This window comes from Bradyrhizobium sp. LeoB3 (assembly GCF_055456055.1).
Genome location: NZ_JBVBEF010000332.1, coordinates 1 through 757, shown reverse-complemented (window position 1 = coordinate 757; position 757 = coordinate 1). Strand labels below are relative to the sequence as shown.

Annotated in this window: 1 protein-coding gene; it reads left to right on the top strand. The window is 62.2% G+C overall.

Annotation, left to right across the window (positions count from 1 at the left end):
* Positions 1-51: 51 nt before the first annotated feature.
* The coding region (locus ACZXDY_RS46175) for an alpha/beta fold hydrolase (RefSeq protein WP_464350052.1) at positions 52-757 on the top strand (706 nt) is incomplete at its 3' end.

Here is a 757-nt window from a genome sequence, read left to right as displayed (position 1 = left end):
CTCCCAGGATACACCGCTTTTCTGCGGCGGCTCGCGGGCTTCGCCCGGGTCGTGACCTTCGACAAGCGCGGACAAGGGATGTCGGACCGGATGTCCGGTGCGCCGTCGCTCGAGGTGCGCATGGACGATGTCCGTGCCGTCATGGATACCATCGGCTCCAAGCACGCGGCGCTGGTCGGTTTCTCCGAAGGTGGTTGCATGAGTGTGCTATTCGCCGCGACATACCCTGAGCGCGTGTCGCACCTCATTCTGGCCGGCTGTTTCAGCCGATCCGCGGACCGTCTCTCGGATGAGGCATGGGAGGCACGTTTCGAGCAGATCCTGAGGCTGTGGGGTACCGGCGAACTGGCCAAAACTATCGCTCCGAGCGAGGCGGTCGATCCAGCCGTGATCGCGCAATATGCTAAGTGGGAGCGGTTGGCGAGTAGTCCCGGTGCACTGCGAACACTCTTACGACTCAACCGCCAGATCGACGTGACCGCGATCCTGCCGACGTTGCAGGTGCCGGCCCTCGTGTTGCACAGCAAAGCCGATCTCCAAGTGCCGGTCGATCTCGGCCGAAAGCTCGCAGCCGCGATCTCGGGCGTCAAATACATTGAATATCCAATTGGCGACCACGCGGTCTGGACCGCCAACAACGAGTCCGTGCCCGGAGATATTGAGGAGTTCGTCACCGGTCGCCGCGATCATGGCGCGGTTGAGTTTGAGCGCGTGCTGTCGACCGTGCTATTCACCGATATCGTTGACTCCACGCGCA